This window comes from Solwaraspora sp. WMMD791, assembly GCF_029581195.1.
Taxonomy (GTDB): domain Bacteria; phylum Actinomycetota; class Actinomycetes; order Mycobacteriales; family Micromonosporaceae; genus Micromonospora_E.
Genome location: NZ_CP120737.1, coordinates 3,191,761 through 3,216,949, shown reverse-complemented (window position 1 = coordinate 3,216,949; position 25,189 = coordinate 3,191,761). Strand labels below are relative to the sequence as shown.

Below are 25,189 nucleotides of genomic sequence, written 5' to 3'. Positions count from 1 at the left end.
ACCACGACGGGGGCGGGCGTCGCGGTGTCTGTAGACGGGGTTCGGGTGTCCGCTGGGTGAAGGAGTCACGGGTATGAGCAGCGAACGCCTCGCCGGGCTTCTCGACGAGTACGCCGAGCTGGAACGGCAGTTGGCGGATCCGGGGCTGCACGCCGACCAGGTCACCGCCCGCCGGGTCGGCCGTCGCTTCGCCGAGCTGGCCCCGCTGCACAAGGCTGCCGACGAGCTCGCCCAGGCCCGGGCCGACCTGGTCGCCGCCCGGGAACTCGCCGGTGAGGATCCGAGCTTCGCCGCCGAGGCCGAGGCGATCGCGGCCAGCCTGCCGGACCTGGAGGCCCGCCTCGCCGAACTGCTCATCCCCCGCGACCCGCACGACGCCAAGGACGTCATCGTCGAGATCAAAGCGGGCGAGGGGGGCGAGGAATCGGCGCTGTTCGCCGGTGACCTGCTGCGGATGTACGTGCGGTACGCCGAACGACGCGGCTGGCAGGTCGAGGTGCTCGACTCGCAGGACTCCGACCTGGGCGGCGTCAAGGACGTCTCCCTCGCCGTGAAGTCGCGCGGCGTACCGGAGGGTGGCAACGGCGTCTGGTCCCGCCTGAAGTGGGAGGGCGGGGTGCACCGGGTACAGCGGGTGCCGGTCACCGAGTCGCAGGGCCGGATCCACACCAGCGCGGCCGGCGTTCTCGTGCTCCCCGAGGCGGAGGAGGTCGACGTCACCATCGACCCGAACGAGCTGCGCATCGACGTGTTCCGTTCCTCCGGCCCCGGTGGCCAGTCGGTCAACACCACCGATTCGGCGGTCCGGATCACCCATCTGCCGACCGGGATCGTCGTCTCCTGCCAGAACGAGAAGAGCCAGCTGCAGAACCGGGAACAGGCGATGCGGATCCTGCGGGCCCGGATGCTCGCCGCAGCCCAGGAACAGGCCGATGCGGTGGCCTCCGACGCTCGCCGGTCCCAGGTGCGAACCGTCGACCGTTCGGAGCGGATCCGCACCTACAACTTCCCGCAGAACCGGATCACCGACCACCGGATCGGCTACACCGCGTACAACCTGGACCTGGCGCTCGGCGGTGAGCTCGACGGCGTGCTCGACGCTCTCGCCGAGGCGGACCGGGCGGCCCGGCTCGCCGGGGACACCGAACTGGGCCGTCGCTGAGTGAACCGGCCCGTCGTCGACCTGGACCGTCGTCTGCCAGGCTTCAGCGGACCGGATGTGGGTGCTGGCGTGTGGCGCGCATCTGCCGGGTGGCGACGTCGAAGGCGCGGCTGAGCGCGTCCCGTAGCGCCGGCCCGGTCCCGTCGACCTCGGCCCAACCGACACTGACCCCGACCGGGGTGCCCGGCACCAGCGACTCCCACTCCTCGCCGGCCACCGCCTCGGTGATCCGTCGGGCCACCTCGGCGGCCTCGACCCGGCCGGCGCCCGGCAGCACGACGACGAACTCGTCACCGCCGAAGCGGGCCACGAAGTCGCCCCGACGCATCACCCGGTTGATCACCCCGGCGACGCGCTGCAGCACCAGGTCCCCGGAGTGGTGACCGTGCACGGTGTTCACCGACTTGAAGCCGTCGAGGTCGCAGATCATCACCATCGCCCGGTCGGCGCGGCCGGCCAGGTCCGACACGTACCGGTCGAGTTGGCGGCGGTTGGCCAGCCCGGTCAGCGGATCGGTGAGTGCCTCCGCGGTGTACTGCGCCGTGGTGCGCCGCATCTCCTCGTGGTCGAGCCGGGCGGCGATGCCGTCGACGTACATGTCGCGGAGCCGGTCGTTGCGACGGTTGGCCAGCCGGAATGCGTACCGGTCGGCGTCGTGTGCCGCCACGTGGTCGCCGCAGCGGGTGTACGCGACGCTGCGCAGCCGGGCGGACTCGGCCGCACCGAGCGTCTCGGCCGATACCACCGCCGTGTCCAGCCGGGTCAACGCCTCCGCCGACCGGTCGGCGGCGATCGCCAGGCAGACCGCGCCGAGCTGCCGCAGGTCCCGGGCGCGGGCGCTGTCCCCGCCGTCGATCATGAGACGGGTGGCCTCGGGCGCGCCGGCGGGCAGCCGGGCCGGTTCGCCGAGCGCCGCCAGCCGGGCCAGGGCGTACCCGTACGCCACCCGGCTGCTCGGACGCAGCAGGTGGGTCCGTCCGGTGGTGACGAACTTGACCAGGTCGGTGCCGATGTCCCGGAGCACCCGCAGGCAGCCGTCCGTGTCGCCGTGGTGGTCCAGAGCGACCGCGTTGCGCAGCCGGATGGCCGGCGCGGCGAAGGTCTCCTCGGCGATGCCGGTGGCGTTGCCGAGCTGGCGGGCGCGTTCGATCGCGCTCAGCGCGTGCCCGTGGAAGCTCAGGTAGGAGTAGGCCATCGCCAGGTCGTGCCAGCCCCAGGCGGTCTCCCGGTCGACGTCCGGCACCGTGCCCAACGCCCGGGACGCCTGCACCAGGTGCGTCACGCACCGGTCGAACGCCCCCTGGTGGTGGGCGGCCAACGCGGCCAGGGCGTGCAGGTGGCCGTGCAGGTAGGGCTCGGCGATGTCGCGGGCGGCCTCGAATGCGTGGTCCACCGCCGCCGCGTACTCGGCGGAACGGCCCAGGTTCAGCAGCGCGGAGAGGCGCTGCACCAGGGCGTCGGCCCGCACGTACGGATCGTCGCTGGTGCGGATCACCTGCTCGAAGGCGACGCAGGCTTCAGCCGATCGGCTGCTCTCCATCAGTGCCCGGGCCTGCATCAGGGCCTCGGCCTGGTCGGTGAGCCGGTCGACCCAACCCACGCACAACCTCCCTGGGGCCCGCTGGAACCTGGCGCGACGCACACCGGGGACGTTCCGTGGACTGCTGTCACGGACGTCCGGGTGGACGCTCCATGATTATGTCGTGAACCGCTTGTCAGAAAACACCTCCGGTATCCCGGATCGACGGCCGATTTCGGCGGTGTTGACCGCTGCGACCGCCCGGCTGGCCGCCGCCGGGGTGCCGTCCGCCCGGGTGGACGCTGAGCTGATTGCCGCCTCAGTCCTGGGAACCACCCGCGGTCGACTGGCGCTGAGCAGCGGCTTCATTCCTATCGATGAGGCTCGCTTCGATGAGTTGGTGTCCCGGCGGGCGGCCCGGGAGCCGGTGCAGCACCTCACCGGATCGGCACCGTTTCGTTATCTGGAGCTCGCGGTGGGCCCCGGGGTGTTCGTTCCCCGGCCGGAGACCGAGGTGCTCGCCGGCATGGTCGTCGACGCGGTGCGCGACCGGGCCGCCGACTCCCCGACCATCGTCGACCTCTGCAGCGGCAGCGGCGCGGTGGCGCTCGCGGTGGCCCACGAGGTGCCGGGAGCGCGGGTGATCGCGGTGGAGCGGTCCACCGCCGCGCTGACCTGGTTACGCCGCAACGCCTCGACCCGGGCAGCGGCCGGGGACCGGCCGATCGAGGTGGTGGGCGGTGACGTCACCGACCCCGGGCTGCTCGCCGAAATGTCCGGTCGGGTGGACGTGGTGGTCTGCAACCCGCCGTACGTGCCGGACGCCACCCCGGTGCCGCCGGAGGTCGCCGGACACGACCCGGCGGAGGCCGTCTTCGGCGGTCCGGACGGGCTGGCGGTGATCCGTCCGGTGGTGGAGCTGGCCGCCACGCTGCTGTGTGCCGACGGCCTGTTCGCCGTCGAACACGACGACAGCCACGCGGCGGCGGTCGGCGCGCTGCTCGCCGCCGACGGACGGTTCGCCGACGTGACCGGACACCGGGACCTGGCCGGTCGACCCCGGTTCGGCACGGCCCGCCGGGCGGTGCCGACCGCCGCCGCTGAGTGAGGCGACCGGCGCTGTCGGCCGGGGTGACCGCGGGTACGGGCTGATCGGTGCGGATCAGGCTGCGGGCACGTGGCAGACTGGCTCACCGTGATGCTCTATGACTGCCGGTCCGCCGCCGACCGCGACAAAGGCATCGCCGCGGCGATCGAGGCGGTCAAGAACGGCGAGCTGGTCGTGTTGCCCACCGACACGGTGTACGGGGTCGGTGCCGACGCCTTCACTTCGTACGCGGTCACCGCGTTGCTCAACGCCAAGGGCCGGGACCGGCAGATGCCGCCGCCGGTGCTGGTCGGCTCCCGGCACACCCTCGACGGTCTGGTGTTGATCCTGCCGCAGACCGCCCGGGATCTCGCCGACGCCTTCTGGCCGGGCGCGTTGACGATGATCGTGGAGCACGCACCGAGCCTGAACTGGGACCTGGGCGACACCAACGGCACGGTCGCGGTCCGGATGCCACTGCACCCGGTGGCACTGGAGGTACTGCGGGAGACCGGCCCGATGGCGGTGTCGTCGGCGAACAAGACCGGTCGGCCACCGGCGGTGACCGCCGCGGAGGCCCGCGACCAGCTCGGCTACTCGGTGCGGGCCTACCTGGAGGCGGGGCCGTGTCCGGATCCGGTGCCGAGCACCATCGTCGACCTCACCGGGGACGTGCCCCGGGTGGTGCGGGCCGGTGCGCTGCCGATCGAGAAGCTGCGTGACGTGGTGCCGGACATCGTCGGTACGGAGTCCTGAGTGCCGCCGTTCACCGTTCTCCACGTCTGCATGGGCAACATCTGCCGGTCGCCGATGGCCGAACGCCTGCTGGTGCTCGCCGTCGCCGAACGGCTCGACCGGTTGCCGCCGACGGCCGGGGCATCGGCGGTGGAGGAGCTGCTGCACAGCCACAGCGCCGGTACCGGCGGGTGGCACGCCGGCGAGGAGATGAACCCGCCGGCCGCCCGGCAGGTGATCGGCCGGGGCGGGGACACCGACGGGTTCGCCGCCCGCAAGCTGCGGTCCGACCAGATCGACGCCGCCGACCTGATCCTCACCGCCACCGCCGACCAGCTGGAGTACGTCGTGGCGCTGCGGCCGGACGCCGCCGACCGCACCTTCGTGCTCGGCGAGTTCGGTCGGCTGCTGCCGGCGGTGGATGTCGCGGCGCTGCCGGCCGTAGCGCCGAACCCGGAGGCGGTGTACGCCCGGGGTGTGGCGTTGGTGGCGGCGGTCGCCGCCGTGCGCGACGGCGCCGGTCCGCAGCCTGGTGACGATCTGGACGATCCGTGGGGGCGGGGCGACCACACCTTCGCCCGGGTCGCCGACGAGATCGAGGAGACGGTGGGGGCGCTCAGCGTGGCGCTGCTGCCCTGAACCCGTCGGACGGAGGCGATCGGAGTGGACGTGCCGGTCCGCGGGGTGCGGCGGTGATGGCCGTACGGCTGCGGCACCTGCCGGTGCCGTTGCTGGTGTCGGCGGTGCTGCTGGCGGTGCTGACCGCCGTCGGCGCCGGTCTCGACGGTGCGGCGGGTGCGCTAGGGGCGGCCGCCGGGGTGCTGCTGGTGGTGGTCAGCTACGTGGCGTCGTCGGTGGCGCTGGCCTGGGCGGACTCGGTGCATCCCCGGATGGTGCTCAGTGTGGGGCTGCTCACGTACAGCCTGAAGTTCGCGGTCCTGGGTGCGGCGGTGTTCGCGGTGGCCGCGTCGGACTGGGCCGGTCAGCGGATGCTCGCGGTGGCGATCATCGTCGGCACTGTCGCGTGGATCACCGCCCAGGTGTGGTGGACGTGGCGGGCCCGGATCCCGTACGTCGAGATCGACCCGCGCTGACGCTCGCGGCGAGGGCCAGGAAGCATGGTCGACGTACCTCCGTCGTCGGGGATATTTTGCTGATTTGTCCGTAAATATCGGTACGATCGGCAGGTTCGCGCCACGCCGTGACAGGCGTGCTGCGGGGAGTGGATACCGGCCGGCGCGGAAGAGGAGTACCGTGTGCTCCCATCTGAGGTGCCACCGGGTCGCCCACACAACGAGGGTTGTGCGGGGGGTGACGCACAGCCTCCATCGTTGCCCTGATATGTTTCCGGCGTCATGGCCGGTGAACCACCTTCTGAACCCGCAGGTCCCTCGGGGGCCGACACGGGGTTCGCCGCGCTCGGCTACCTACTCGGCGGGATGGCTGTGTGGGGCGGGGCGGGGTGGCTCGTCGACCGTTGGCTGGACCTGCCCAACGTCGGGCTGCTGATCGGGCTGATCGGCGGGACGGCGGCCGGGGTCTACCTGACCGTTAAGAAGCTGGGCGCGTGAACCAGGCCCGACCGACGGAGGATGCGCGTTGATTGAGCAGCCGACCGTTCTCGCCGCGGAGTTCCCTCCCGGCGTGGATGCCTTCGACTTTCGCAGCCTGATCCCGGGGCTGGACGGCACCGCCTGGGCGGCCGCCTTCACCAAGATCACGCTGCTGCTCTGGATCGCCGCCGCGCTGGTGATGATCTTCTTCCTGGTGACCTACCGCAGCCCGAAGCTGGTGCCGACCAAGGGCCAGTGGCTGGCCGAGTCGGTGTACGGCATGGTGCGCGACAACATCGCCCGGGACGTGATCGGCAAGGACGGCGTGCGGTTCGCGCCGTACCTCACGGTGCTGTTCTGCTTCATCCTGATCAACAACCTCTGGGGCATCGTGCCCTTCGCCCAGATCTCGCCGATGTCGCACATCGCCTTCCCGATGGTGCTCGCGGTGATCAGCTGGCTGATGTACATCGGGCACGGCATCGCCAAGTGGGGCTTCGTCGGCTACATCAAGCACTCCTGCTGGGTCTCCGGCGCGCCGCTGTGGGTGCAGCCGATCCTGGTGCCGATCGAGTTCGTCTCGAACCTGATCCTGCGGCCCGTCACGCTGGCAGTCCGGCTCTTCGCGAACATGTTCGCGGGCCACATGATCCTGCTGGTCTTCGTCCTCGGTGGTGTGGCGCTGTTCCAGGCCGACAGTCTGTTCATCAAGCCCATCGCCGTTCTGAGCTGGGGCATGGCGATCGTGATGACCTTCTTCGAGTTCGGCATCATGATCCTCCAGGCGTACGTGTTCACCCTGCTCAGCGCGACCTACCTGCAGCACTCCCTGGCCGAGTCGCACTGATCCCGGCCCCCTGATCGGCACACGTCCGCAGTGCGTCACGCGGGCGACAACTGAACATTCACCTAAACGTGCGCGTGATGGACACGCGTTCAACGCAGGAGGAAAACAACCATGGAGATCACCGGCAACCTGAACGCCATCGGCTACGGCATCGCCGCCCTGGGCCCCGGCATCGGCGTCGGTCTGGTGTTCGCCGCCTACATCCAGGCGACCGCCCGCCAGCCGGAGAGCGCCGGCCTGACCCGGGTCTACATGTTCATGGGCTTCGCCGTGATCGAGGCGCTCGCCCTGCTCGGTCTGGTGCTCGCGTTCGCACTCTAAGACGACCGGCGCGGTCTGACTCGGTGACCGGCAGCATGAGCGCCGGTCCGGGCGAAGGGAAGTGTCCATGTACGAAGAAGTCACGTACATAGCCGCGGAAGAGGGCGGGAACATCCTGCTCCCACCGCTGTCCGAGATCATCGTCGGTCTGATCGCCTTCGGTCTGCTCGTCGCCGTCCTGCTGAAGTTCGTGTTCCCGCGGATGGAAGCCATGTACCAGGCGCGGGTCGAGGCGATCGAGGGCGGGATCAAGCGGGCCGAGGCCGCCCAGGCCGAGGCGAACCAGCTGCTGGAGCAGTACAAGGCCCAGTTGGCCGAGGCGCGCACCGACGCGGCCCGCATCCGCGACGACGCCCGGGCCGACGCCGAGGGCATCCGACAGGACATCCTCGCCAAGGCGCGGGAGGAGTCCGACCGGATCATCGCGGCCGGCAAGGAGCAGCTCGCCGCCGAGCGGCAGACCATCGTCCGGGAGCTGCGTGCCGAGGTCGGCACGCTCGCGGTCGACCTGGCCGGTCGGATCGTCGGCGACGCGCTCGCCGACGAAGCCCGCCGCAAGGGCACCGTCGAGCGGTTCCTGGCCGACCTGGAAAGCACGGGAGCCCGCTGATGCAGTCCGCCACCAGCCGGGAGTCCTACGCGGCGGTGACCGGCCGACTCGTCGGCTACGTCACCGGTGCCACGCCGGCGGCGGTCGCCAGCACGGCCGACGAGATCCTCTCCGTGGCAGACCTGCTGCGCCGTCAGCCCCGGCTGCGGCGGGCACTGGCCGACCCGGCCCGCCCCGCCGACGACCGGATCGGGCTGCTGCGCGGCCTGCTCGACGGCAAGGCCGGCGCGGACAGTGTCGAACTGCTCAGCGCCGTCGTGGCGGTCCGCTGGTCGGCACCGTCGGAGCTGCTCGACGCCACCGAACGGCTCGGCGTCGACGCGGCGCTGTCCGGTGCCGAGTCCGCTGGCGAGCTGGCCGAGGTGGAGGACGAGCTGTTCCGCCTCGGCAAGATCATCGACGGTGACCCGCAACTGGGTGCCGTGGTGGGTGACGTCACCGTACCGGCCGACCGGCGGGTCGAGCTGATCCGCACGCTGCTCACCGGCAAGGCGCTGCCGGCCACGGTGCGCCTGGCCGAGCAGGCCGTCCGCGGCTTCGGTGGCCGCTCCGTCGGGGCCGGGCTGAACCGCCTGGTCGAGATGGCCGCCGCCCGACGCGACCGCCAGGTCGCGCACGTCACGGTCGCTGCTGCGCTGACCGATGCCGAGGAGCAGCGGTTGGGCGCCACGCTGGCCGGAATGTACGGTCGGGAGGTCTCCGTCAAGTTGACGGTCGACCCTGCCGTACTCGGCGGGATGAGCGTACGGATCGGCTCCGACCTGTACGACGGCACCGTGCGGCGCCGCCTCATCGACACCCGTAAGGCGCTCGCCGGGCGCTGAATCAGTCCATGCCGTTCCGGGTTCATCCGGGCCACTAGACATAGAGGAAGCAGAGGATGGCCGAGCTGACCATCTCGTCGGACGAGATCCGTGGTGCCCTAGAACGCTACGTCTCTTCCTACACGCCGGAGCTGTCTCGCGAAGAGGTCGGCACCGTGGCGGACGCCGGGGACGGCATCGCCCACGTCGAGGGCCTGCCCTCGGCGATGGCGAACGAACTGCTGGAGTTCGAGGACGGCACGCTGGGCGTGGCGCTGAACCTCGACGTACGCGACATCGGTGTGGTCGTCCTGGGCGACTACACCGGCATCGAGGAGGGTCAGCGCGTCAAGCGCACCGGCCGGGTGCTCTCCGTACCGGTCGGCGACGCCTTCCTCGGCCGGGTGGTCAGCGCGCTCGGCGAGCCGATCGACGGCCTCGGCGACATCGCCAACGACGGCTTCCGCGAGCTGGAGCTGCAGGCGCCGAACGTGATGGCCCGGCAGTCGGTGCACGAGCCGCTGCAGACCGGCATCAAGGCGATCGACGCGATGACCCCGATCGGTCGCGGCCAGCGGCAGCTGATCATCGGCGACCGCAAGACCGGCAAGACCACCGTGGCGCTGGACACGATCCTCAACCAGCGGGCCAACTGGGAATCCGGCGACCCGACCAAGCAGGTGCGCTGCATCTACGTGGCGATCGGGCAGAAGGCCTCCACCATCGCCTCGATCAAGGGCGTGCTGGAGGAGCACGGCGCGATGGAGTACACCACCATCGTCGCCTCGCCCGCCTCCGACCCGGCCGGCTTCAAGTACATCGCGCCGTACACCGGTTCGTCGATCGGCCAGCACTGGATGTACGCCGGCAAGCACGTGCTGATCGTCTTCGACGACCTGAGCAAGCAGGCCGAGGCGTACCGGGCCGTGTCGCTGCTGCTGCGCCGTCCGCCGGGCCGTGAGGCGTACCCCGGTGACGTCTTCTACCTGCACTCCCGGCTGCTGGAGCGGTGCGCGAAGCTCTCCGACGAGCTGGGTGCCGGCTCGATGACCGGCCTGCCGATCATCGAGACCAAGGCCAACGACATCTCGGCCTTCATCCCGACCAACGTCATCTCGATCACCGACGGTCAGATCTTCCTGGAGACCGACCTGTTCAACCAGGGTCAGCGGCCGGCGATCAACGTCGGTACGTCGGTCTCCCGGGTCGGTGGCGCCGCGCAGGTCAAGCCGATGAAGAAGGTCGCCGGCCGGCTGCGGCTGGACCTGGCCCAGTACCGGGAGCTGGAGGCGTTCTCCGCGCTCGCGTCCGACCTGGACAAGGCGTCGCGTAACCAGCTGGACCGTGGTGCCCGCCTGGTCGAGCTGCTCAAGCAGGCGAACTACTCGCCGTTCCCGGTGCAGGAGCAGGTCGTCTCGGTCTGGGCCGGCACCGAGGGCAAGCTCGACGACATCCCGGTCGGTGACATCCGGCGCTTCGAGGCGGAGTTCCTGGAGTACCTGCGGCACTCGCACAAGGGCACCTTGGACTCGATCGCCGCGCACAACTGGGACGACGAGATCATCGCCACGCTCAGCGACGCGATCGAGAAGTTCAAGCAGATGTTCCTGTCCAAGGACCCGGCGCGGGTGATCAACGAGGCGCCGGCCGAGGCCCTGGAGGGCGAGCAGGAGCGCGAGAGCGTCACCCGGTACGTGGCCGACGCTGACGCCGAGAAAGAGTAAGGCGGTTCCGGATGCCAGCGCAGGTTCGGGTACTCCGCCAGCGGATCCGCTCGGCGAAGTCGATGAAGAAGATCACCAAGGCGATGGAGCTCGTCGCGACGAGCCGGGTCGCCAAGGCCCAGGCGCGGGTGGCGGCCTCGCTGCCGTACGCCAACGCGATCACCGGTGTGCTCACCGCGCTGGCCTCGAACGCCTCGGTCGACCACCCGCTGCTGACCGCGCGTGCGCGGGTGCGGCGGGCCGGCGTGCTGGTGATCACCAGCGACCGCGGGCTGGCCGGCGGGTACAGCACCAACGCGATCAAGACCGCCGAGTCGCTGATCGCGCGGCTCAAGGCCGACGGCAAGGAACCGGTGCTGTACGTCATCGGCCGCAAGGGCGTGTCGTACTACCGGTTCCGCAACCGGCCGATCGAGGCGAGCTGGACCGGCTTCTCCGAGCAGCCCAGCTTCGCCGACGCCCGTGAGGTCGGCCAGACGCTGATCGCGGCGTTCCAACGCGGTGCCGACGACACCGACGGTGCCGGGGCCGACCAGGTGCTCGGGGTGGACGAGTTGCACATCGTCTCCACCGAGTTCAAGTCGCTGATGACGCAGACTCCGGTGCCCCGCATCCTCGGCCCGATGGAGGTCAAGGACCGGCCGATGGAGGCCGCGGCGGGAGTGCTGCCGGCGTACGAGTTCGAGCCGAACGCCGAGGCGTTGCTCGACGCGTTGCTGCCGAAGTACATCAACACCCGGATCTACGCGGCGCTGGTCGAATCGGCGGCGAGCGAGTCGGCGGCGCGGCGGCGGGCGATGAAGAGCGCCACCGACAACGCCGAGGAAATGATCGAGAAGTACACGCGGCTAATGAACTCGGCGCGTCAGGCCGGGATCACCCAGGAGATCAGCGAGATCGTCGGCGGCGCCAACGCGCTCGCGGCGGCGGGAAGTGAAGTGTGATGACTGCCTCTGTAGAAACCCAGGCAACCGGAGCGACCAGTACGGCTACCGGCCGCGTGGTCCGGGTCATCGGCCCGGTCGTCGACGCCGAGTTCCCGCGCGAGGCGATGCCCGCGATCTTCAACGCCCTGCACGTGGACGTCTCGCTCGCCGGTGGCGAGCGGACCCTGACCCTGGAGGTCGCCCAGCACCTGGGCGACAACGTGATCCGGGCCATCTCGATGCAGCCGACCGACGGCATGGTCCGGGGCGCGGAGGTCCGCGACACCGGATCACCGATCACGGTGCCGGTCGGTGACGGCATCAAGGGCCGGGTGTTCAACACCATCGGTGAGTGCCTCAACCTCGCCGAGGGCGAGACGCTGCAGGTGACCGAGCGCCGCTCGATCCACCAGAAGGCACCGGCCTTCGCCGACCTGGAGCCGAAGACCGAGATGCTGGAGACCGGCATCAAGGTGCTCGACCTGCTCGCCCCGTACGTCAAGGGCGGCAAGATCGGCCTGTTCGGCGGTGCCGGCGTCGGCAAGACGGTGCTCATCCAGGAGATGATCATCCGGGTCGCGAACAACTTCGGCGGTACGTCGGTCTTCGCCGGCGTCGGTGAGCGGACCCGTGAGGGCAACGACCTGATCCACGAGATGACCGAGTCCGGCGTCATCGACAAGACCGCCCTGGTCTACGGCCAGATGGACGAGCCGCCGGGCACCCGGTTGCGGGTCGCGCTCGCCGCGCTGACCATGGCGGAGTACTTCCGCGACGTGCAGAAGCAGGAAGTGCTGCTGTTCATCGACAACATCTTCCGGTTCACCCAGGCCGGCTCCGAGGTCTCCACCCTGCTGGGCCGGATGCCGTCCGCAGTGGGTTACCAGCCCACCCTGGCCGACGAGATGGGTGAGCTGCAGGAGCGGATCACCTCGGTCCGCGGCCAGGCGATCACCTCGATGCAGGCGATCTACGTGCCCGCCGACGACTACACCGACCCGGCACCGGCCACCACCTTCGCCCACCTGGACGCCACCACCAACCTGGAGCGGTCCATCTCCGACAAGGGCATCTACCCGGCGGTGGACCCGCTGGCGTCCTCGTCGCGGATCCTCGCCCCGGAGTTCGTCGGCCAGGAGCACTACGCGGTGGCCTCCGAGGTGAAGCGGATCCTGCAGAAGTACAAGGACCTGCAGGACATCATCGCCATCCTCGGTATGGAGGAGCTCTCCGAGGAAGACAAGATCACCGTCTCCCGGGCGCGGCGGATCGAGCGGTTCCTGTCGCAGAACACCTTCGCGGCCGAGGTCTTCACCGGCATCAAGGGCTCGTACGTGCCGGTCAAGGACACCATCGAGGCCTTCCGCAAGATCAGCGAAGGGGAGTACGACCACTTCCCCGAGCAGGCCTTCTTCATGTGCGGTGGGCTCGACGACCTGGAGCGCAACGCCCGCGAGCTGATGAAGGGCTGACGACGGCGTCAGCCGTCGGCCTGTAGGAAGGGCTGACCACGGCGTCAGCCGTCGGCCTGGAGTGAAGGGCTGACACGGCGGTACCCCGACGAGCGCCGCACCGGTATCCGGTGCGGCGCTCGTCGCGTTGCCAGCCCGCTGTTTGCGCCTGGCGGCCAGGGGTACCCGACCGGCTCTGCGGCGGACGGGGGTCGGGGCGATGGCGCAGGGGGATCGGACACGGACACGCCCATCGCGGCTGAGCCGGCCGGAACGGCTCGCGCTGCTCGCCGTACTCATCGGGTTGGTCATGGTGGCGGGCTCGGTGGTGGTACTCAGCCGGACCGTCGTCGACCGGGCCGTGACGTCGGTGCCCACGGCGGACCTGTTCGGCGACGGCGGCGAAACGGCCGCGCTGGACGGTCCGCTGACCGGGCCGGTGAACCTGCTGCTGGTCGGCGTGGACCGGCCGACCGACCAGCCGCAGCGGGTGCCCCGGGCGGACACCGTACTGCTGGTGCACGTGCCGGCGGGGCTGGACCGGGCCTACCTGATCTCGCTGCCCCGCGACCTGCTGGTGGACATCCCGGCGTTCGGGGTGAGCGACTATCCCGGCGGCGTCGACCGGATCAACGCGGCGATGGCGTACGGCAGCAGGGTGCCGGGTCGCGCGGAGCCGGACCCGGTGTCCGGTTTCCAGCTGCTCGCCGCGACTGTCGCCGCCCGTACTGGTATCGACCGTTTCGATGCCGGGGTCATCGTCAACTTCGCCGGGCTGGAGCGGCTGGTCGACGCGATCGGCGGGGTACGGATGCGCATCGACGCCGACGTGCGGTCGGCACACCGGCAACCCGACGGCCGGCCGCGCCCGGCGAACCCGGACGGTTCGGGCTACGTCGGTCCCCAGGCCGAGTACAAGCAGGGGGAGCGGTTGCTCTCCGGTTGGCAGGCGTTGGACTACGTGCGGCAGCGGGAGAGCCTGCCGGACGGTGACTACGGCCGCCAGCGGCACCAGCGGCAACTGGTCCGGGCACTCGCCGAGCAGGTGGTCACCCGGGACCTGGTCACCGATCCGGGCCGGTTGACCTCGGTCCTGGACGCCGCCGGCACGGCGGTGGTGGTGGACACCCGGGGCCGGTCGCTTGTCGACTTCGCGATGGGGCTGCGGCAGATCCGGGGCGACCGGATCGTCCTGCTGGACCTGCCGGGTGTCGCGGTCACCGGCGGCGACGGCGAGTATCTCGGCGAGCGGTTCACCGCCGATGCCGACGGCTGCCTCGCGGCGCTGCGCGCCGGAACTCTCGACCAGTTCGTGGCAACCCGTCCTGAACTGGTCAATCGCGAAAAGTGACGGTCGTCGGCCGGCCACCCGGCGCGGGTACGGGAGACCGCCCCGACTAGACTCGCAGACGACCTCGCCACCAAAGGAGACCGCGTTGGCTAAGCAACTGCACGTCGAACTTGTCGCCGTCGAGCAGATGGTCTGGTCCGGCGAGGCCGAGATGGTGATCGCCCGGACCACCGAAGGCGAGCTCGGCGTACTGCCCGGTCACGCGCCGATGCTCGGCCAGCTCGCCGAGCCCGGCCAGGTGCGGATCACGCTGCCGGGCCGCGAACAGGTCGCCTACGACGTCGCCGGCGGGTTTCTCTCGGTAACGACCGACGGCGTGACGATTCTCGCCGAGGAAGCCACCCCGGCCGCCCCCGCCACCGCGTCCGGCCACTGAGCGGGCGGCGTCGATGTCGACCATCGAATGGTTCGGGATCGGCGTTGTCGTCCTGCTCGTCGCGATCCTGACGCTGATCGTCCGCCGTGCCCTGATGGCTCGGGTACGCGGCACCATCAAGCTCAGTTTCCGGGTCAACACGATCGTCGACGGCCGGGGCTGGTCACCTGGCTTCGGCCGCTTCGTCGGCGACGAGCTGCGCTGGTACCGGCTGTTCAGTTTCGCGCTGCGCCCCAAGCGGGTGCTGTCCCGCCGCGGGCTGGCCGTGGAGAGCCGCCGCAGCCCACGTGGCCAGGAGCGGCTGGCCCTGCCGCACGACTGGGTGATCCTGCGCTGCACCAGCCATCACGCCCCGGTCGAGATCGCCATGGCCGAGTCCACGGTGACCGGGTTCAGCTCCTGGCTGGAGGCGAGCCTGCCGGGGGAGGATTCGCGCCGGCTGGCGGCCTGAGCGGCGCTCACCGGTCGGCCACCAGCTCCACCTCGTAGCCGTACCGGTCGGTCAGGTAGCCGGCGTAGGTGTCGGGCCCGCCGGCGTACGGATGCCGGTCGGCGAACAACAGTGACCACCCGTGTGCCGGCGCGGCCGCGACCAGCTGATCCACCCGCTGCCGGGTCCCGGCGTGGAACGCCAGATGGTTGAGCCCCGGCGCGCACCGGTCGTGGATGTCGGCCGTCAGCGCCGGAGACTGCTCCAGCACCAGGTAGGTGCCGTCGTAGCGCCAGGACCGGCCGGCGGGCCACCGCTGGTACGGCTGCCAGCCGAGTTCACCCAGCAGCCAGGCCCAGCCGGGTTCAGCTGCGGGTAGATCGGGTACCCACAGCTCGACGTGGTGCAGTCCCGGCATGCGCTTCTCGCCGGGTCAGCGGCCGCCGCCGGGCACCCAGAGCACGTCGCCGCCCGGGTTGGCGGTTCTCGCCAGGATGAACAACAAATCCGAGAGACGGTTGAGATACTTTGCCGGAAGGGGGCCGGTTCGTTCCGGTTCATCAGTGATCAGTGCCCACGCGGAGCGCTCGGCCCGTCGAGCGACGGTCCGTGCCACGTGCAACAGCGCGGCGCCAGGGGTGCCGCCAGGCAGGACGAAGGAGTCGAGCTTGGCCAGCCGCGAGTTGTACTCGTCGCACCAGCCTTCCAGCCGGGTCACGTACGCCTCGGTCACCCGCAGCGGCGGGTACGCCGGCTCCGGCTCGATCGGGTTCGCCAGATCGGCACCGACGTCGAACAGGTCGTTCTGGATCTGCCCGAGCACCGTACGCAGCGGCTCGTCGAGCCCGCCGAGGGCGAGCGCCACCCCGATGGCGGCGTTGCACTCGTCGACGTCGGCGTACGCGCAGATCCGTGGGTCGGTCTTGGCGACCTGCTCGTTGTTGCTCAACCTGGTCGTGCCGGTGTCCCCGGCCTTGGTGTAGATGCGGGTGAGGTGGACGGCCATGAGCGACAGGGTACGGATTCTCCACCGCACCGGCAGAGTCGGTGTCGAGACAGCGTCATCCCCGCCCATCGACGGCGGCGGTGTCCCGGCGGTCGAGGGCGACCTCATCTCGGTCACCGGCGGGAGCCGGCTGGTCGGCGCGGTGCCGGTGGAGGGGGCGAAGAACTCGGCCCTGAAGCTGATGGCCGCGGCGCTGCTGGCACCGGGCCGGACGGTGATCGACAACGTGCCCCGGATCACCGACATCGCCATCATGGCCGACGTGCTGCGCGGACTCGGCTGCGAGGTCACGGTGACCGCCGCCGGTGCGGAACTCACCGGTGTGCGGGCCACCGGATCGCCCCGGGCCAGCACGGTGACCATCGACGTACCGGCGGCCCCCGGCTGCCGGCCCGACGTGGACCTGGTGCGGCGGCTGCGGGCGTCGATCTGCGTACTCGGACCGTTGTTGGCCCGGTGCGGGCAGGTCCGGGTCGCGCATCCCGGCGGCGACGCGATCGGCTCGCGTGGGCTCGACATGCACGTGGCCGGCCTGGCCCGGATGGGCGCCGACATCACCGGGGAGAACGGCCTGGTCGTGGCCTCGGCACCGCGCGGGCTGCACGGCGCGACGATCTGCCTGGACTTTCCCAGCGTCGGTGCGACCGAGAACCTGGTGATGGCGGCGGTGCTCGCCGACGGGATCACCGAGATCGACAACGCGGCGCGGGAGCCGGAGATCGTGGACATCTGCGCGATGCTGACCGCCATGGGGGCGCAGATCGACGGTGCCGGTACGGCGACCCTGCGCATCGAGGGCGTCGCGGAGCTGCAGCCGGTGCGTCACGCCACGATCGGGGATCGGATCGTCGGCGGGACGTGGGCCTTCGCCGCCGCGATGACCCGGGGCGACGTCACCGTACACGGGGTGGATCCGGCGTTTCTGGAGGTCGCCCTCGACAAAGTGGCGACCGCCGGCGCCAGCGTCGAGGCGACCGGCGACGGCTTCCGGGTACGGATGGACCGCCGGCCGCGCGCCGTGGACGTCGTCACCCTGCCGTTCCCGGGCTTCGCGACCGACCTGCTGCCGATGGCGATCGGATTGGCGGCGGTCAGTGAAGGCGCCTCCCTGGTGACCGAGAACATCTTCGACGGCCGGTTCGGCTTCGTCGACGAGCTGCTGCGGCTCGGCGCGGACATCAAGACCGACGGCCATCATGCGGTGGTCCGGGGCCGCGAGCGACTGGTCGGGGCGCGGGTCACCGCGACCGACATCCGGGCCGGTGCCGGGCTGGTGATCGCCGGACTCTGCGCCGACGGGGTGACCGAGATCGCCGAGGTGCACCACATCGACCGTGGCTACCCGAACTACGTTGCCGACCTGCGCGCCCTCGGGGTGCAGGTGCAGCGGTACGGCGACTGACGCCCCGGCCGGGTTACCGATCGTTCAGGTCTGCCGGTTAAGCTGGCGGGCACATCCGTCGGGGCTGGCGGGCACATCCCGTCGGGTCGGCGTGGACTCCGATCGGGTAGGCACGGACGAGGAGATGCAGATGGCGGGTCGACTGGCAGTGATCGGTGCCGGGTTGATGGGATCGGGCATCGCCCAGGTCGCCGCCCAGGCAGGCTGGCAGGTCACGATGCGCGACCTCGACGACGCCGCCACCGCCCGGGGCGTCGACGGCATCCGACGGTCCCTGGAGAAGTTCGCCAGCAAGGGCACGATCAGCGCCGACGACGTCGAAGCGGCGATCGGCCGGATCACCACGACCACCGACCTGGAAGCGGCGGCCGACGCGGACATCGTCGTCGAGGCCGTCTTCGAGCGCATCGAAATCAAGCACGAGGTCTTCCGCGTACTGGACAAGATCTGCAAGGCGGACGCCGTCCTGGCCACCAACACGTCGGCGATCCCGGTGACCCAGATCGCCGCGGTCACCGACCGGCCCGAGTCGGTGGTCGGTACGCACTTCTTCTCCCCGGTGCCGATGATGAAGCTGTGCGAGCTGGTGCGCGGCTACAAGACCTCGGACGCCACGCTCGCCACCGCGCGGGCGTTCGCCGAGGAGATCGGCAAGACCTGTGTGGTGGTCAACCGGGACATTGCCGGGTTCGTCACCACCCGGCTGATCGCCGCGCTGGTCGTCGAGGCGGTGCAGCTGGTCGAGTCCGGTGTGGTCTCCGCCGAGGATCTGGACACCGCCTGCAAGCTCGGCTTCGGGCATGCGATGGGCCCGCTGGCCACCGTCGACCTGACCGGCGCGGACGTGCTGCTGAACGCGTCGAAGAACATCTACGCGGACACCGCCGACGAGAAGTTCTTCCCGCCGGAGCTGCTGCAGCGCATGGTCACCGCCGGCGACCTGGGTCGCAAGACCGGCCAGGGGTTCTACAGCTACTGACCTCGCCGACAGCTACTGACATGGCCACCTGACCGAGGTTCGTGACTAGAATAGTAGTCATGACTACTATTCCGCTCGCGGACGCCAAGGCAAGGCTGTCTGCCGTTCTCGATGAGGTCCGTGATACCCACGGGCGGGTGGTGATCACCCGGAACGGACGACCTGAGGCAGTCATCATGTCGGTATCCGACCTGGAGGCCCTCGAAGAGACCCTCGACCTGCTGTCCACGCCCGGCGCGTTGGAGGAGATCCGGCAGGCTGAGGCTGACATCGCCGCCGGCCACGGTGTCGACGCCGACGAACTGCTACGCCAGCTTGCTGCCCGCGCGGAGCGCGAGCAGCAGTGAGCGACGACGCGTACCGACTTTCCGTGGCACCCGCTGCCCGGCGGGCCCTGACCGAGGGGCCACCTGCCGGCCTGCCACTGGCCGTCGCGGCAGCCGTCGGTCAGTTCCTCACCGGCCTGCTCCTGGAAAGGCCGTACGTGGTCGGCAAGCCGTTGACCCGCGAGCTGACCGGCTATCACTCGGCACGACGCGGCGCCTATCGGGTGGTCTATCGGATCGACGAGGGCAAGCGAACAGTGCATGTCACCCGCATCGACCACCGAGCGGATGTCTACCGCTCGTAGCGGTCGCACCGGTTCAGCCGACGCGCAGTGCCGCGGCCAGGGGTGGCTGGTCGACCGGGTTGCCGGAGCGGCGCATCGCCCACAGCGGTGGCCCGCCCGCCGGGAGGTGTGCAGCCCGGACGACGCGGTAGCCGTGGCGTTCGTAGAACGCCCGCTGCCGTTGGCTGCTGGCCTCGACCACGGCCGGCATCCCGATCCGGTCCAGCCGGGCATGATGCGCGGCGAGCAGCGTCGACCCGATACCCTGGCGACGTAGCCAGGGCGCTGCCGCCAGGAACGCCAGGTGGTGGTGTCGGCCGGTCGGCTCCAGGCGGCCGGCAGCAAAGGTGTAGTGCGCGTACGGTCCGTGCCGGTCACCGCAGGACCGCAACCTGCGCCGCTGATGCTCCGCTCCGAGGAGCCGGTCCGCCGGGTGCGGATACCAGATAGCGACCCCGTCGCAGTGCCCGACCACATCGACGATTCCGTGCCGCACGGCGAACTCCAGCTCGGCGGTGAAGAACTGATGCATCGTCAGATACCGCAGCGCGTGATCATTGATCAGCCATGCCACCACCGGATCCACCACACTCGACTGCGCCAGCAACTCCGCCAACGGCCCGACGTCGGCAGCGGTGGCGGTCCGTACGGTCAGCGCCGGACCGCCACTGCTGTCGGCCGCTGGCGTCGGCCTGGTCACCGGCGCACGCCGGCCTGGTAGACGCCGTGCCGCGTGGGCGTTGCCTGGGCGGACTGCCAGCGGCGCAACGCATCCTTGATCCGGTCGTTCTGCTCCCAGGTGCGTTCGAGCTCGGCGTACACGATGCCAAGGTCGTGGGCGACGCGGTCGAGGAACGCGGCGACCTCGCCGGGGTCGAGGCCCCGGCCGCCGCCGCGCCGGGGGACCGTCGGGAAGCGGTGGCTGCGGACCTGCCAGGGCCGGATCGGCCGGTACGCCGACCCGCGCTGATTGTGGCCGGCGGGGTTGCCGGGTGCCCGGTAGACGCCGGTGGCGCTGCCAGCGGGCCAGCTGGCCGGTGGTGTGGTCGCCATGGTGCGTCGTTGCCGGCGGACCTGCCACCGGCGCCACAGTTCACGCATCTCGTCTTCCTCCCCATTGCTCGCTACTGCCGCTGGTGCTGCCGTCGAGGTGTCGGTGTCGTGTCGTCGACGGGTGGACGGGGTGGCCCTGCCGCTTGCCGATGCCGGCATGGCCACCCCCACCCCAATCGCCGCAGCCCTCCTTGGCGGTACGGCGACCAGGGCAAACCTTTGGGGCCGGGACGCCCAGCGGCGTGACTCGCTACACGCCCCGACCGGAGGTGACCGCCCCAAGAGCCATCCGGGGGCGTTCGCCATCAACCTACAATCGCCACCGGTTGTAGGTCAACGAGCAACGTGCAACTGGTTGAGGTCGGAGGTGGAAGCGTGATCAAATGGGCATGCCATCCGGGGAGTGTGTATGCCCAAGCAGCAGTACCAAGTTCTTGCCGACGAGCTACGAGCGAAGATCGAGTCTGGCGAGTGGCCACCGGGCACAAAGCTGCCCAGCCGCTCACAGCTCTGCCGCGAGTACGACGTCTCGGACACCGTCGTCGGCAAGGCGATGATGATCCTCCGCGCCACCGGGCTGACCGAGACCCTCGAAGGAGTCGGAGTGTTCGTGGCCGAACCAAAGTGACTGCGTGTCGCCGTTGGGCGGTGCGGGGTGGCTCGGGCGGCCGTAGTTCATGATCAGGTGACGCCTACGCACGTTATTTTCGCGTTTTAGCGTGCGTAGGCGTCACCTCGATACCGTTCGGCATCGGCTACTACTCGGGGTCGCTCCCTGCCGTGCACCGGTCGAGCTATAACGACGTGGTGGAAACAAAGCCGACCCTTGTCGTCATCAGCGGACCACCGGGGGCTGGCAAGACGACGCTTGCCCACCTGCTCGCCCGGCGGATCGGCTGCCCGGCGATCTGCCGGGACGAGATCAAGGAGGGCATGGTCCATGCGGCCGGCGACTTCGTCGCCGCACCGAGCGACGAGCTGACCCTTCGGACCCTGCCCACTTTCTTCAACGTGCTGCGACTGCTGCTGACCGCAGGGGTCACCACGGTCGCCGAGGCAGCTTTCCAGGACCGCCTGTGGCGCCCGGGCCTGCAGCCATTGATCGGGATCGCCGACATTCGGGTGGTGCACTGTCGGGTCGCCGCGCAGACGGCCTTCGACCGCGTCCAGCGACGGCAGAACGAGAACGCAACCCGGCGTGCCCACGCCGATGCGTACCTCGGTGACCATCAGACCCATGCCGTCGGCCACCACGGCTTCCAGCCGGTCCGACTCGGCGTACCCGAGATCGAGGTGGACGCCAGCGACGGCTATCGTCCTGGGCTCGACGAGATCGGCGCTTTCGTGAACGCCGGACGATGAGCGGGCAGGGTCAGCCGTCGCGTTTGGTGGTCCAGCGGAACGTGGTCAGGCAGAGCACCAGGCCGATGACGCACCAGATGCCGAGCACCAGCGCGACCCTGCCGAGCTCGAACGAGCCGCCCGGCTCCTGGGTGCCGAACGCCTCCGGCAGGAAGACCGAGCGCAGCCCCTGGCACATCCACTTGAGCGGGAACAGCGCGGCGATCTGCTGCATCCAGCCGGGCAGGGCGGTGAAGACGAAGAAGACGCCGGAGGTGAACTGCAGGATCAGCGAGACCGGGGTGGCCACCGCCGACGCGCTGCGCCCGCTGCGGGCCAGCGACGAGAAGGCGATGCCGCAGAGCGTGCAGGCGGTGATGCCGAGCACCGACACCCAGCCCAGGGTGAACCACTTCGTCGCCGTGTCCGGTAGCTGCAGGTCGAACAGCAGCGTCGCGACGGCCAGTAGGAGCACCGTTTCAGCGAATCCGATCACCGCCACCATGATGACCTTGCCGGCGAAGTAGACCCATTTCGGCATCGGGGTGCCGCGCAGCCGCTTGAGCACGCCCCGGTCGCGCTCGATGGGGATCTGGATGGCCAGGCTCTGGAAGCCGACGGTCATCAGCCCGGTGGCGATCATGCCGGTGATGAAGTACTGGGTGAACCGTACGCCGTCGGTGATCTCGCCGGTGAAGATCGACGCGAAGATCAGGATCATGATGACCGGGAAGGCCATCGTGAAGACGACCGACTCGCGGCTGCGCATGAACTGCCGGATCTCCAGCTTGCCCTGGCGCAGCCCCAGCCGGGTCGGGCCGACCCGGACGACGGCCGGCGGGGTGACGGCGCTGGCGGTGCCGCCAGTGGTCGCGTTCACTTGTGTCCAATCATCCGCAGGTACACGTCTTCCAGGGTGGGGCGGGTGACGGTCAGGCCGGGGACCTCGCCGTCGAAGCGCGCGGCCAGGTCGGCGATCAGCGCCGTCGGCGTCGCGCTCTCCTCGTGCCGCGTGGTCCCGTCGGCGGTACGCCAGGAGACGGTGGCCAGGGCATCGCGCCGGCCGCCCAGCTCGGCCGGCGGTGCCACCTCGACGAGCCGGCCGGCGGCGATCACCCCGACCCGGTCGGCGAGGGCTTCCGCCTCGTCGAGGTAGTGGGTGGTCAGCAGGATCGTGGTGCCGCCGGCGGCGAGTGCCCGGATCAGCTCCCAGAATTCGCGTCGCGCCTCCGGGTCGAAGCCGGTGGTCGGCTCGTCGAGGAAGAGCAGCTCGGGGCGACCGACGATGCCGAGTGCCACGTCGAGGCGGCGCTTCTGCCCGCCGGAGAGGGTGTGGGTGCGGGCCTTCGCCTTGGCGGACAGGCCGACCCGGTCGATCACCGTCGCCGGGTCGTCCGGCGCCGGATAGAAGGCGGCGAAGTGTTCGACGACCTCGCCGACGGTCAGTTCGTCGAACTCGCCGGTGCCCTGCAGCACGATGCCGATGCGGGAGCGCCACTGCGGCGTACCGGGGTCGGGGTCGACGCCGAGCACCCGGACCTCGCCGGCGTCGCGGCGGCGGTAGCCCTCCAGGATCTCCACGGTGGTGGTCTTGCCGGCGCCGTTCGGGCCGAGCAGGGCGAAGACCTCGCCGCGCTGGACGCTGAGGTCGACTCCGTCCACCGCCGCCGATCCACCGTACGTCTTGCGTAGTCCGCGCACCTCGATGGCCGGCAGGTCCGCTGCCTTGTCGCTCATGGCGTCAACTATCGCCCCTGTCGGGTAGGCGGGGGCGGCCGGGTGTCGGGGAGGTGACGGAGGCCGCCGGGAGCTGGACCGCACTGGTTCATCGGTGCTACGGTTCATTACACGAGTAATGAACCAGTGAACCAGAGGTGCTCCCGTGTTCGATGATCGAAGTCCGATCTATCAGCAGATAGCCGACAAGATCAAAAACGACATCCTGAGCGGGGCGCTGCAGGAGGGCGAGCAGGTCATGTCCACCAACCAGTACGCCAGCTACTACCGGATCAACCCCGCCACCGCCGCCAAGGGCTTCCACCAGCTCATCGACGAAGGTGTGCTGTTCAAGAAGCGCGGCATCGGCATGTTCGTCAGCCCCAACGCCCGCGAGACCCTGCGCGGCCAGCGCCGCGACCGGTTCTTCGCCGAGGTCGTCGACCCGATGCTCGCCGAGGCCCGGATCATCGGCATCCCGCTCGCCGACGTCGTCGCCCGTATCCAGCAAGCAGCAGAAGGAGAGCAGCAGTGACCGGCCTCGGTATCTCCACCAGCGGGCTCACCATCCGCTACGGCGATACCGTCGCCGTCGACTCGCTCGACCTCACCCTCGCCCCCGACAAGATCTACGGACTGCTCGGGCGCAACGGCTCCGGAAAGACCAGCCTGCTCGCCGTACTGGCCGCCTTCCGGCAGGCGACCAGCGGCATCGTGCAGGTCGGCGACGCCGACCCGTACGAGAACGCGGCGATCATGTCGCAGATCGCGTTCGTCCGGGACCGGGTCGACGCCCAGGACACCGACCGCGTTGGCTGCATCCTGGACCTCGCCGCGACGTTGCGCCCCAACTGGGACGCCGCCTACGCCGAACGCCTGATCGAGCGCTTCGACCTGCCGCTGCGCAAGCGGCTCAACGGACTGAGCCGGGGCATGAAGTCCGCGCTCAGCGTCACCCTCGGGCTGGCCGCGCGGGCACCACTGACCATTTTCGACGAGGCCTACCTCGGCCTCGACGCCCCCAGCCGGTACGCCTTCTACGACGAGGTACTGGCCGACTACGTCGCCCACCCGCGCACCATCGTGCTCTCCACCCACCTCATCGAGGAGGTCGGCGCGCTGTTCGAGGAGGTGGTGATCCTGCACCGGGGCCGGCTGGTCGCCCACGAGGAGACCGAGACGCTGCGGGCCCGGGGGACCACGGTGACCGGCCCGGCCGCCGCCGTCGACACGTTCGTCGCCGGGCGCACCGTGCTCGGCAGCCAGCAGCTCGGCGGCACCCGCTCCACCACCGTCTTCGGCACCCTCGACGACACCGACCGGACGGCCGCCCGCGCCGCCGGCCTTGAGCTCGGCCCGATCGGGCTGCAGGACCTGTTCGTACACCTCACGGCCGATACCGCCGGCACCACCGACCGCACGGCCGCCGGCGCCACAGACACCAAGAAGGAGGCGCGGCGATGAGCGCCACCGCATGGACCGTCAGCCGGACGCTGCTGCGCCGGTCGCTGCCGCTGGCCGGGTGGTACTGGGTGATTCTCTACCTGGCCTGGGCCGTGGTGATCGGCCTGACGTCACGGCTCGGGACCATCGAGGTCAGCATGTGGGAGAACATCGGACTGCAGGCACCACGCTGGTTCACCTTCGTCTTCGGCATCACCGCCGTCGGCGCGTACCTGCCGGTGTTCGTCGCCCACGGCGTCACCCGGCGGGACGCGCTCGTCGGGGCCTGGGGTTTCCTGCTGCCGTACGCCGTCGGCTTCGCCGCCGTGACGACGATCGGATTCGGCGTCGAGTACCTGACGTTCGACGCGCTCGGGCTGCTCGGCGGGCTGACCGAGCCGTACCCGGTCGACTCGGCGGGCGGGGCCGCCGCGATCTGGCTGGAGTTCGGACTGATCAACCTTGCATACACGGCGGCCGGCGTGCTCTGCGCGATCGCCTACCACGTGCTCAGCCCCTGGTGGGCGACGTTGCTGCTGCCGGTCGTGCTGCTGCCGGCGTTCGTGGTCGAGATCGGCTTCCGCACCGAGTGGGCCGGTGTCGTGCTCGGCCGGCTGCTCGGCCTCGGCGACGAGGGACACCTCGGCACCGGCTCGGTCGTCGCCGTGGCGACGTTGCTGGTCGCCTGCGCGGTCACCTGGGTGCTGATCCGCCGGCTGCCGCTCAAGAAGATCACCGGCTGAG

Annotated in this window: 32 protein-coding genes; 25 read left to right on the top strand and 7 right to left on the bottom strand. The window is 70.2% G+C overall.

Annotation, left to right across the window (positions count from 1 at the left end):
* Positions 1-73 precede the first annotated feature (73 nt).
* Positions 74-1,162: a peptide chain release factor 1 gene (gene prfA, locus O7623_RS14095; protein WP_282229076.1), complete on the top strand. Its 1,089-nt coding sequence runs from the start codon at positions 74-76 to the stop codon at positions 1,160-1,162.
* Positions 1,163-1,205: 43 nt separating this feature from the next.
* Here the strand turns inward: prfA and O7623_RS14090 are convergent, their stop codons facing one another.
* Positions 1,206-2,762 carry a GGDEF domain-containing protein gene (locus O7623_RS14090; RefSeq protein WP_282229075.1) on the bottom strand — a complete coding sequence of 519 codons (1,557 nt, stop codon included), beginning with the start codon at positions 2,760-2,762 and terminating at the stop codon, positions 1,206-1,208.
* A gap of 163 nt (positions 2,763-2,925) precedes the next feature.
* On the opposite strand from O7623_RS14090, the gene prmC reads away from it, so the two are divergent.
* The 15 genes from prmC (at position 2,926) to O7623_RS14015 (ending at position 14,916) form a co-directional block, all read left to right on the top strand.
* Entirely contained in the window at positions 2,926-3,789 is an 864-nt protein-coding gene (prmC, locus tag O7623_RS14085; protein ID WP_282229407.1) for a peptide chain release factor N(5)-glutamine methyltransferase, read from the top strand.
* Between the two features lie 90 nt (positions 3,790-3,879).
* Positions 3,880-4,524: an L-threonylcarbamoyladenylate synthase gene (locus tag O7623_RS14080; RefSeq protein WP_282229406.1), complete on the top strand. Its 645-nt coding sequence runs from the start codon at positions 3,880-3,882 to the stop codon at positions 4,522-4,524.
* Positions 4,525-5,142, top strand: coding sequence for a phosphotyrosine protein phosphatase (locus tag O7623_RS14075; RefSeq protein ID WP_282229074.1), 618 nt, complete (start codon positions 4,525-4,527; stop codon positions 5,140-5,142). It begins immediately after the preceding gene.
* 56 nt (positions 5,143-5,198) lie between these two features.
* Positions 5,199-5,597: a hypothetical protein gene (locus O7623_RS14070; protein WP_282229073.1), complete on the top strand. Its 399-nt coding sequence runs from the start codon at positions 5,199-5,201 to the stop codon at positions 5,595-5,597.
* 345 nt (positions 5,598-5,942) lie between these two features.
* On the top strand, positions 5,943-6,074 hold the full coding sequence (locus O7623_RS14065; RefSeq protein ID WP_282229072.1) for a hypothetical protein: 132 nt from the start codon (positions 5,943-5,945) through the stop codon (positions 6,072-6,074).
* Positions 6,075-6,102: 28 nt separating this feature from the next.
* Positions 6,103-6,903 carry a F0F1 ATP synthase subunit A gene (gene atpB, locus O7623_RS14060; protein ID WP_282229071.1) on the top strand — a complete coding sequence of 267 codons (801 nt, stop codon included), beginning with the start codon at positions 6,103-6,105 and terminating at the stop codon, positions 6,901-6,903.
* 111 nt (positions 6,904-7,014) lie between these two features.
* Positions 7,015-7,224 carry an ATP synthase F0 subunit C gene (gene atpE, locus O7623_RS14055; protein ID WP_278171189.1) on the top strand — a complete coding sequence of 70 codons (210 nt, stop codon included), beginning with the start codon at positions 7,015-7,017 and terminating at the stop codon, positions 7,222-7,224.
* Between the two features lie 67 nt (positions 7,225-7,291).
* Positions 7,292-7,834, top strand: a complete 543-nt coding sequence (locus O7623_RS14050; protein WP_282229070.1) for a F0F1 ATP synthase subunit B — start codon at positions 7,292-7,294, stop codon at positions 7,832-7,834.
* The gene (locus tag O7623_RS14045) at positions 7,834-8,658 is read left to right on the top strand and encodes a F0F1 ATP synthase subunit delta (protein WP_282229069.1); all 825 of its coding nucleotides are present in this window, start codon (positions 7,834-7,836) and stop codon (positions 8,656-8,658) included. Before O7623_RS14050 ends, O7623_RS14045 begins: the two co-directional genes overlap by 1 nt.
* Before the next feature lie 56 nt (positions 8,659-8,714).
* Positions 8,715-10,361 carry a F0F1 ATP synthase subunit alpha gene (gene atpA / locus O7623_RS14040; RefSeq protein ID WP_282229068.1) on the top strand — a complete coding sequence of 549 codons (1,647 nt, stop codon included), beginning with the start codon at positions 8,715-8,717 and terminating at the stop codon, positions 10,359-10,361.
* Between the two features lie 11 nt (positions 10,362-10,372).
* Entirely contained in the window at positions 10,373-11,305 is a 933-nt protein-coding gene (locus tag O7623_RS14035) for a F0F1 ATP synthase subunit gamma (RefSeq protein ID WP_282229067.1), read from the top strand.
* Positions 11,305-12,759, top strand: coding sequence for a F0F1 ATP synthase subunit beta (gene atpD / locus O7623_RS14030; RefSeq protein WP_282229066.1), 1,455 nt, complete (start codon positions 11,305-11,307; stop codon positions 12,757-12,759). The genes O7623_RS14035 and atpD overlap by 1 nt, the downstream gene beginning before the upstream one ends.
* Positions 12,760-12,958: 199 nt before the next feature.
* Positions 12,959-14,089, top strand: a complete 1,131-nt coding sequence (locus O7623_RS14025; protein WP_282229065.1) for an LCP family protein — start codon at positions 12,959-12,961, stop codon at positions 14,087-14,089.
* An 85-nt stretch (positions 14,090-14,174) separates the two neighbouring features.
* Entirely contained in the window at positions 14,175-14,465 is a 291-nt protein-coding gene (locus tag O7623_RS14020) for a F0F1 ATP synthase subunit epsilon (RefSeq protein WP_282229064.1), read from the top strand.
* A 13-nt stretch (positions 14,466-14,478) separates the two neighbouring features.
* Entirely contained in the window at positions 14,479-14,916 is a 438-nt protein-coding gene (locus O7623_RS14015; RefSeq protein ID WP_282229063.1) for a DUF2550 domain-containing protein, read from the top strand.
* Between the two features lie 7 nt (positions 14,917-14,923).
* Here O7623_RS14015 and O7623_RS14010 read toward each other — a convergent pair whose 3' ends face one another.
* The gene (locus O7623_RS14010) at positions 14,924-15,313 is read right to left on the bottom strand and encodes a VOC family protein (protein WP_282229062.1); all 390 of its coding nucleotides are present in this window, start codon (positions 15,311-15,313) and stop codon (positions 14,924-14,926) included.
* Between the two features lie 15 nt (positions 15,314-15,328).
* Complete coding sequence (locus O7623_RS14005; protein ID WP_282229061.1) at positions 15,329-15,901, bottom strand: cob(I)yrinic acid a,c-diamide adenosyltransferase; 573 nt, start codon at positions 15,899-15,901, stop codon at positions 15,329-15,331.
* On the opposite strand from O7623_RS14005, the gene murA reads away from it, so the two are divergent.
* The 4 genes from murA to O7623_RS13985 all read left to right on the top strand — a co-directional run bounded on the left by murA (position 15,900) and on the right by O7623_RS13985 (position 18,913).
* Entirely contained in the window at positions 15,900-17,303 is a 1,404-nt protein-coding gene (gene murA, locus O7623_RS14000) for a UDP-N-acetylglucosamine 1-carboxyvinyltransferase (protein ID WP_282229060.1), read from the top strand. The genes O7623_RS14005 and murA overlap by 2 nt on opposite strands.
* A 130-nt stretch (positions 17,304-17,433) precedes the next feature.
* Positions 17,434-18,282, top strand: coding sequence for a 3-hydroxyacyl-CoA dehydrogenase family protein (locus tag O7623_RS13995; RefSeq protein WP_282229059.1), 849 nt, complete (start codon positions 17,434-17,436; stop codon positions 18,280-18,282).
* Positions 18,283-18,341: 59 nt separating this feature from the next.
* Positions 18,342-18,629 carry a type II toxin-antitoxin system Phd/YefM family antitoxin gene (locus O7623_RS13990; protein ID WP_282229058.1) on the top strand — a complete coding sequence of 96 codons (288 nt, stop codon included), beginning with the start codon at positions 18,342-18,344 and terminating at the stop codon, positions 18,627-18,629.
* Positions 18,626-18,913, top strand: coding sequence for a type II toxin-antitoxin system RelE/ParE family toxin (locus O7623_RS13985; RefSeq protein WP_282229057.1), 288 nt, complete (start codon positions 18,626-18,628; stop codon positions 18,911-18,913). The genes O7623_RS13990 and O7623_RS13985 overlap by 4 nt, the downstream gene beginning before the upstream one ends.
* 13 nt (positions 18,914-18,926) lie before the next feature.
* Here the strand turns inward: O7623_RS13985 and O7623_RS13980 are convergent, their stop codons facing one another.
* Positions 18,927-19,592, bottom strand: coding sequence for a GNAT family N-acetyltransferase (locus tag O7623_RS13980; RefSeq protein WP_282229056.1), 666 nt, complete (start codon positions 19,590-19,592; stop codon positions 18,927-18,929).
* Positions 19,589-19,993 (bottom strand): DivIVA domain-containing protein, encoded by a 405-nt coding sequence (locus O7623_RS13975; protein ID WP_282229055.1) that lies wholly within the window; start codon positions 19,991-19,993, stop codon positions 19,589-19,591. Before O7623_RS13975 ends, O7623_RS13980 begins: the two co-directional genes overlap by 4 nt.
* A 361-nt stretch (positions 19,994-20,354) precedes the next feature.
* Between O7623_RS13975 and O7623_RS13970 the strand changes: the two genes are divergently transcribed.
* Complete coding sequence (locus O7623_RS13970; protein WP_281551357.1) at positions 20,355-20,573, top strand: winged helix-turn-helix domain-containing protein; 219 nt, start codon at positions 20,355-20,357, stop codon at positions 20,571-20,573.
* Between the two features lie 179 nt (positions 20,574-20,752).
* On the top strand, positions 20,753-21,307 hold the full coding sequence (locus O7623_RS13965) for an AAA family ATPase (RefSeq protein WP_282229054.1): 555 nt from the start codon (positions 20,753-20,755) through the stop codon (positions 21,305-21,307).
* Positions 21,308-21,317: 10 nt separating this feature from the next.
* Here O7623_RS13965 and O7623_RS13960 read toward each other — a convergent pair whose 3' ends face one another.
* Both O7623_RS13960 and O7623_RS13955 read right to left on the bottom strand, forming a co-directional pair.
* Positions 21,318-22,094: an ABC transporter permease gene (locus O7623_RS13960; protein WP_348775162.1), complete on the bottom strand. Its 777-nt coding sequence runs from the start codon at positions 22,092-22,094 to the stop codon at positions 21,318-21,320.
* A gap of 68 nt (positions 22,095-22,162) precedes the next feature.
* Positions 22,163-23,023, bottom strand: a complete 861-nt coding sequence (locus O7623_RS13955) for an ABC transporter ATP-binding protein (protein ID WP_282229052.1) — start codon at positions 23,021-23,023, stop codon at positions 22,163-22,165.
* 145 nt (positions 23,024-23,168) lie between these two features.
* Here O7623_RS13955 and O7623_RS13950 point away from each other — a divergent pair, with 145 nt between their 5' ends.
* From O7623_RS13950 to O7623_RS13940, 3 genes are read left to right on the top strand one after another with little or no spacing between them, the layout of a single operon-like run.
* A complete protein-coding gene (locus O7623_RS13950; RefSeq protein WP_282229051.1) occupies positions 23,169-23,537 on the top strand; it encodes a GntR family transcriptional regulator in 369 nt (122 codons plus the stop codon).
* Positions 23,534-24,466, top strand: a complete 933-nt coding sequence (locus O7623_RS13945; RefSeq protein ID WP_282229050.1) for an ABC transporter ATP-binding protein — start codon at positions 23,534-23,536, stop codon at positions 24,464-24,466. Before O7623_RS13950 ends, O7623_RS13945 begins: the two co-directional genes overlap by 4 nt.
* Entirely contained in the window at positions 24,463-25,188 is a 726-nt protein-coding gene (locus tag O7623_RS13940; protein ID WP_282229049.1) for a hypothetical protein, read from the top strand. The genes O7623_RS13945 and O7623_RS13940 overlap by 4 nt, the downstream gene beginning before the upstream one ends.
* Position 25,189: the final 1 nt, after the last annotated feature.

Excerpts from the sequence above, each read along its gene's own strand:
- prfA (WP_282229076.1), top strand. The coding sequence starts at position 74 with ATGAGCAGCGAACGCCTCGCCGGGCTTCTCGACGAGTACGCCGAGCTG.
- O7623_RS14080 (WP_282229406.1), top strand. The coding sequence starts at position 3,880 with ATGCTCTATGACTGCCGGTCCGCCGCCGACCGCGACAAAGGCATCGCC.
- O7623_RS14070 (WP_282229073.1), top strand. The coding sequence starts at position 5,199 with ATGGCCGTACGGCTGCGGCACCTGCCGGTGCCGTTGCTGGTGTCGGCG.
- O7623_RS14065 (WP_282229072.1), top strand. The coding sequence starts at position 5,943 with ATGGCTGTGTGGGGCGGGGCGGGGTGGCTCGTCGACCGTTGGCTGGAC.
- atpE (WP_278171189.1), top strand. The coding sequence starts at position 7,015 with ATGGAGATCACCGGCAACCTGAACGCCATCGGCTACGGCATCGCCGCC.
- O7623_RS14050 (WP_282229070.1), top strand. The coding sequence starts at position 7,292 with ATGTACGAAGAAGTCACGTACATAGCCGCGGAAGAGGGCGGGAACATC.
- O7623_RS14045 (WP_282229069.1), top strand. The coding sequence starts at position 7,834 with ATGCAGTCCGCCACCAGCCGGGAGTCCTACGCGGCGGTGACCGGCCGA.
- atpA (WP_282229068.1), top strand. The coding sequence starts at position 8,715 with ATGGCCGAGCTGACCATCTCGTCGGACGAGATCCGTGGTGCCCTAGAA.
- O7623_RS14035 (WP_282229067.1), top strand. The coding sequence starts at position 10,373 with ATGCCAGCGCAGGTTCGGGTACTCCGCCAGCGGATCCGCTCGGCGAAG.
- atpD (WP_282229066.1), top strand. The coding sequence starts at position 11,305 with ATGACTGCCTCTGTAGAAACCCAGGCAACCGGAGCGACCAGTACGGCT.
- O7623_RS14025 (WP_282229065.1), top strand. The coding sequence starts at position 12,959 with ATGGCGCAGGGGGATCGGACACGGACACGCCCATCGCGGCTGAGCCGG.
- O7623_RS14015 (WP_282229063.1), top strand. The coding sequence starts at position 14,479 with ATGTCGACCATCGAATGGTTCGGGATCGGCGTTGTCGTCCTGCTCGTC.
- O7623_RS14010 (WP_282229062.1), bottom strand. The coding sequence starts at position 15,313 with ATGCCGGGACTGCACCACGTCGAGCTGTGGGTACCCGATCTACCCGCA.
- murA (WP_282229060.1), top strand. The coding sequence starts at position 15,900 with ATGAGCGACAGGGTACGGATTCTCCACCGCACCGGCAGAGTCGGTGTC.
- O7623_RS14005 (WP_282229061.1), bottom strand. The coding sequence starts at position 15,901 with ATGGCCGTCCACCTCACCCGCATCTACACCAAGGCCGGGGACACCGGC.
- O7623_RS13995 (WP_282229059.1), top strand. The coding sequence starts at position 17,434 with ATGGCGGGTCGACTGGCAGTGATCGGTGCCGGGTTGATGGGATCGGGC.
- O7623_RS13990 (WP_282229058.1), top strand. The coding sequence starts at position 18,342 with ATGACTACTATTCCGCTCGCGGACGCCAAGGCAAGGCTGTCTGCCGTT.
- O7623_RS13975 (WP_282229055.1), bottom strand. The coding sequence starts at position 19,993 with ATGCGTGAACTGTGGCGCCGGTGGCAGGTCCGCCGGCAACGACGCACC.
- O7623_RS13970 (WP_281551357.1), top strand. The coding sequence starts at position 20,355 with ATGCCCAAGCAGCAGTACCAAGTTCTTGCCGACGAGCTACGAGCGAAG.
- O7623_RS13955 (WP_282229052.1), bottom strand. The coding sequence starts at position 23,023 with ATGAGCGACAAGGCAGCGGACCTGCCGGCCATCGAGGTGCGCGGACTA.
- O7623_RS13940 (WP_282229049.1), top strand. The coding sequence starts at position 24,463 with ATGAGCGCCACCGCATGGACCGTCAGCCGGACGCTGCTGCGCCGGTCG.